The 4,632-nt window shown below is 68.6% G+C and carries 4 protein-coding genes and 1 pseudogene; all 5 read right to left on the reverse strand.

The annotated features are described in order from the left end of the window. Nucleotides 1-375, reverse strand: a 375-nt coding sequence (locus tag IO40_RS0132610) for an ATP-binding cassette domain-containing protein (RefSeq protein ID WP_031176668.1), incomplete at its 3' end; no start/stop codon positions are given. 7 nt (nucleotides 376-382) lie between these two features. Continuing rightward, the gene (locus tag IO40_RS0132615) at nucleotides 383-1,354 is read right to left on the reverse strand and encodes an ABC transporter permease (RefSeq protein WP_016469553.1); all 972 of its coding nucleotides are present in this window, start codon (nucleotides 1,352-1,354) and stop codon (nucleotides 383-385) included. 126 nt (nucleotides 1,355-1,480) lie between these two features. Next, a complete protein-coding gene (locus IO40_RS0132620) occupies nucleotides 1,481-2,404 on the reverse strand; it encodes an ABC transporter permease (RefSeq protein WP_016469552.1) in 924 nt (307 codons plus the stop codon). A 6-nt stretch (nucleotides 2,405-2,410) separates the two neighbouring features. Beyond that, nucleotides 2,411-4,060 carry a peptide ABC transporter substrate-binding protein gene (locus IO40_RS0132625; protein ID WP_031176669.1) on the reverse strand — a complete coding sequence of 550 codons (1,650 nt, stop codon included), beginning with the start codon at nucleotides 4,058-4,060 and terminating at the stop codon, nucleotides 2,411-2,413. Between the two features lie 150 nt (nucleotides 4,061-4,210). Then, nucleotides 4,211-4,632 (reverse strand): annotated as a pseudogene (locus tag IO40_RS36650) (oligopeptide/dipeptide ABC transporter ATP-binding protein); the annotation flags it as partial.

The following is a 4,632-nucleotide window of genomic DNA, read 5'->3' on the forward strand; positions in this document are numbered from 1 at the left end:
CCGCGAAAGCCCCTGATGCACCCGGAACATCTCCCCCAGCTGATACCCCACCGTCAACACCGGATTCAACGCCGACAACGCATCCTGGAAAATCATGGCCATTCGGGCGCCCCGGATCCGCCGGCGTTCCTCATCCGGGAGGGTCAGCAGGTCGCGCCCCTCGAAGAGGATCTGCCCGCCCGTGATCCGGCCCGGCGGCACATCGAGGATGCCCATGACCGCCTGGGCGGTCACCGACTTGCCGGAACCGGACTCGCCGAGCACCGCGAGCGTCTCGCCCGCCTCGACGCTCCAGCTGACGCCGTTGACCGCACGGGCCACGCCGTCCCTGGTGCGGAACTCGACGTGCAGATCCCGGACTTCCAGCAGAGTCACCGTGCGCTCACCTCAGCTTCGGGTCGAGGGCGTCGCGCACCGCGTCGCCGAGCATGATGAACGCCAGCACGGTGATGCTGAGCGCGGCGGCCGGGTACAGCAGGATGTGCGGCGCGTTGCGGAACTGCATGCCCTGGGAGGCGGCCGAGATGTCGGCGCCCCAGGAGACGGTGGGCGGCTGGAGGCCGACGCCCAGGAAGCTGAGCGTGGCCTCCAGCGAGATGTAGGTGCCCAGCGCGATGGTCGCGGTCACGATCACCGGGGCGACGGCGTTGGGCAGGATGTGGCGCACCAGCATGCGGGTGGTGCCGGCGCCCAGGGCGCGGGCGGCCAGTACGTAGTCGTTCTGCTTGGCGGTGATCACCGAACCGCGGGCGATACGGGCCACCTGCGGCCAGCCGAGCAGCACGATGAAGGTGACGACCGTCCACACCGAGCGGCTGCCGGTCATGGAGAGGAAGACCAGACCGCCCAGCACGATGGGGATGCCGAAGAAGATGTCGGTGACGCGGGAGACGACCGCGTCCCACACCCCGCCGAAGAAACCGGCGAGTCCGCCCAGGAGGCTGCCCAGTACGGCCACCCCCAGCGTGGCGCAGACCCCGACCGTCACGGACGTGCGGGCGCCGTGGACGACCCGGGTGTAGACGTCGCAGCCCTGCGCGTCGAAACCGAACCAGTGCCCCGCCGACGAGGGATCCAGGGAGCGTCCGAGCCGGCAGGAGAGGGGGTCGCGGCCGGCGATGAGACCGGGCCACACGGAGATCAGTACCAGGAACGCGATGAGCAGCCCGGCGATCAGGAAGACCGGGTTGCGCCGCAGGTCGTGCCAGGCATCCGACCACAGGCTGCGGCTGTGTCCGCGCTCGTCGCCGCCCGGCGGCGGGGTCGGTGTCCCCTCCCCTTCGCGGCCTTCCCGCTCGACGCCGACCACTTCCATGCCGCGGCCGTGTCCCTCGAAGGCGGAGGTGCCGCTCATGATGCCTCCCCGGGGTGCCGCGGTTCCGTCGTGTGCGGGGGTTCGCCTCCCCCGCCGCGGGCGGGCCGCCGGACGGTGCCGGCGGGGCCCGGGGTGCCGTCCGGCCGCGGGCCGGCGGGCGGTGCCTCACGCATAGCGGATCCTCGGGTCGAGCACGGCGTACAGGAGATCGACGAGCAGGTTCGCGAGGAGGAAGACGACGACGAGGACGGTCACGAAACCGACGACCGTGGGCGAGTTCTGCCGCACGATGCCCTGCCACAGCTGGAAACCGACACCGTGGATGTTGAAGATCCGCTCGGTGACCAGGGCGCCGGCCATCAGGCTGCCCACATCGGTGCCCAGGAAGGTGACGACGGGGATCAGCGAGTTGCGCAGCAGGTGCCGCACCGTCACGCGCCGCCGGCTCAGCCCCTTCGCGACGGCCGTCCGCACATAGTCGGCGCGGGTGTTCTCCGCGATGGAGGTGCGGGTGAGCCGGGTGACGTAGGCGAGGGAGACGAGGGCGAGCACCAGGCCGGGGAGCAGGAGCTGGCCCAGGGGCGCGGCGGGCGAGACGGCGGGTGAGATCCAGCCCCATTTCACGCCCAGCAGGTACTGCGCGAGGCTGCCGGTCACGAAGGTGGGGACGGAGATGACGACGAGGGTGAACATCAGCACCCCGCTGTCCACCGGGCGTCCGCGCCGCAGTCCGGTCAGGACGCCCAGAGTGATGCCGATGGCGATCTCGAAGACGACGGCGATGACGGCCAGCCGTACGGTGAGCGGGAAGGCCGTCGCCATCAGTTCGGTCACCGGCTGGCCGTTGAAGGCATTGCCGAAATCACCGGTGAAGATCTTTCCCATGTAGAGCACGTACTGCTGCCACACGGGCTTGTCGAGGTGGAATTCGGCGCGGAGCTGGGCGGCGGTCGCCGGGTCCGGCGCCCGCTCCCCGAACATCGCGTTGACCGGGTCGCCGACGGCGTAGACCATCACGAAGATGAGGAAGGTCGTCCCGATGAAGACCGGGACCATCTGGAGCAGGCGTCGGATGACGTAGCGCCCCACGTCGGCTCACTTGACCTTGATGTCGGTGAAGACCGGCACGGAGAAGGGGTTGAGCCGCACGTTGCTGACCCGCTCGGAATATCCGGCGTTGCCGTTCTGGTACCACAGCGGGATCGCCGGGAGCTTCTCGATGATGCGTTTCTCCGCCTGCTGGTAGAGACGGACGGCCTGCTGCTGGTCGGGGGCGGCGTTCGCCTGGTCGATGATCCGGTCCACCTTGGGGTCGGAGAAGCCGGAGTCGTTGGAGGAGGCGTCGGTGTAGTAGACCGGCTGGACGAAATTCTGGATGAGGGGATAGTCCATCTGCCACCCGGTGCGGAACATGCCCTTCATCTTCTGCCCGCTGATGTCGGAGCGGAATTCGCTGAAGGTCGGTACCGGATTGACGGTGCAGGCGTCGTTCTTGCGCAGCGTGCGGTTGATGCTGTTGCAGACGGCCTCCATCCACTGCCGGTGGGAGCCGGTGTCCACGTTGGAGGTCAGGGTGATGCGTCCGCCGGGCAGCCCGCCGCCCCGCTTGACCAGTTTCCGCGCCTCGGCGGGGTCGTATTCGCAGGTGGTGCCGCACAGCCCCGGCTTGTGGCCGCCCGCCCTCCCCAGCACCGGGGAGGTCAGGTCCGTGGCCGGCTCCCGGGTGCCGTGGTAGATCTTGTCGGTCACTTCCTTGCGGTTGATCGCCTTGGACAGGCCCCGCCGCACCATGGCCGCCTTCTCGCTGCGCCACTTCTTGTCGTACATCGGGAAGGAGATGGACTGGGTGATGCCGGCGGGCTGGTTGATGTACCGGCCGCCCAGGTCCCGCCGGGCATTCTTGAGCTGCCCGGCCGGCAGTTCGTCGACGACGTCCAGATTGCCGGCCTGCAGGTCCGTGTACCCGGTGTTCTGGTCGGTGTAGACCCTCAGTTCGACGCCCTTGTTCCGGGGCTTGTCGTCGCCTTGGTAGTGCGGGTTCCGGGACAGTTGCATCGACTGGCCCTTGGTGTAGGAGTCCACCTTGTAGGGGCCGTTGCCGACCGGTTTCTTCAGCCAGCCGGCGTGGTCGGTGAAGAAGGATTTCGGCAGTGGTGCGTAAGCGCTGTAGCCGAGGGTGTCGGGCCACAGGGAGAATTTCTGGTTGAGCTTCACGGTGAAGGTGTGGTCGTTCTTCACCTTCAGTCCGGACAGCGTCTTCGCCGTGGGCTTCCCCTTGTCGGGGTGCACCGCGTCATAGCCTTCGATGTACTGGAAGAAGTAGGAGTTGACCTGCTTGTTGGTGACCAGTGCGCCGTAGTTCCAGGCGTCCACGAAGGATTTCGCCGTCACCGGTGTGCCGTCGGAGAACTTCCAGCCCTTCTCCAGGGTGATGGTGAAGTTTTGCTGGTCGTCGGTGCGGATGGAGCGGGCGACGGCGTTCTGGGCCCGGCCCGTGCGGGGGTCGTACTTCTTCAGCCCCCGGAAGATCATGTCGAGGACCTTGCCGCCCTGCACCTCGTTGGTGTTCGCGGGCTCCACCGGGTGCTGGGGGTCGGTCCAGAAGGCGCGGACCACCCCGTCCTGGGGGGTGCCGCCCACCCCGCCGCTGCCGGAGCCGCCGCCGCAGGCCGTTGCCGTGAGCGCGACCGCACCCGCCGCGGCGAGCGCTCTCCTGGCCAGGGTGACGCGGGTGGCTCCACGCATGGGTGCCTCCTGGGTGCGCTGTGGGTCCGAGTACGACTCGGACCCACTTAACACCTTTTGACACCATATGCCTGGCTGCCTTGCCTGCCGGGGACAGGGCGGCACCCGTATGGGCGACATGCCCTGGGCGACGGCCCGGGGCAGCCGGTCTCAGGCGGCGACGACCGCGCTGCGCTCCTCCGCGAAGTGGCAGGCCGAGGGGTGTGCGGCGCCCGAGTCGGCCTTCTCGTACAGCGAGGGCACGGCCAGCAGCGGCACCTCGTCGGCGCAGCGCTGTTCGGCCTTCCAGCAGCGGGTGCGGAAGCGGCAGCCGGAGGGCGGGTTGGCCGGCGAGGGCACATCGCCCTCCAGGACGATCCGCTCCCCGCACCACCGACAGGTCGTGCGCGATGAACATGTAGGAGAGGCCGAATTCGTCCTGGAGACGTTCCATCAGGTTGACGACCTGCGCCTGCACCGACACATCCAGCGCGGAGACGGGCTCGTCGGCGACGATGATCTCCGGACGCAGCGCCAGCCCCCGGGCGATCCCGATACGCTGCCGCTGACCACCACTGAACTGGTGCGGATAC

The sequence above is a fragment of the Streptomyces albus subsp. albus genome (assembly GCF_000725885.1).
Taxonomy (GTDB): Bacteria; Actinomycetota; Actinomycetes; order Streptomycetales; family Streptomycetaceae; genus Streptomyces; species Streptomyces albus.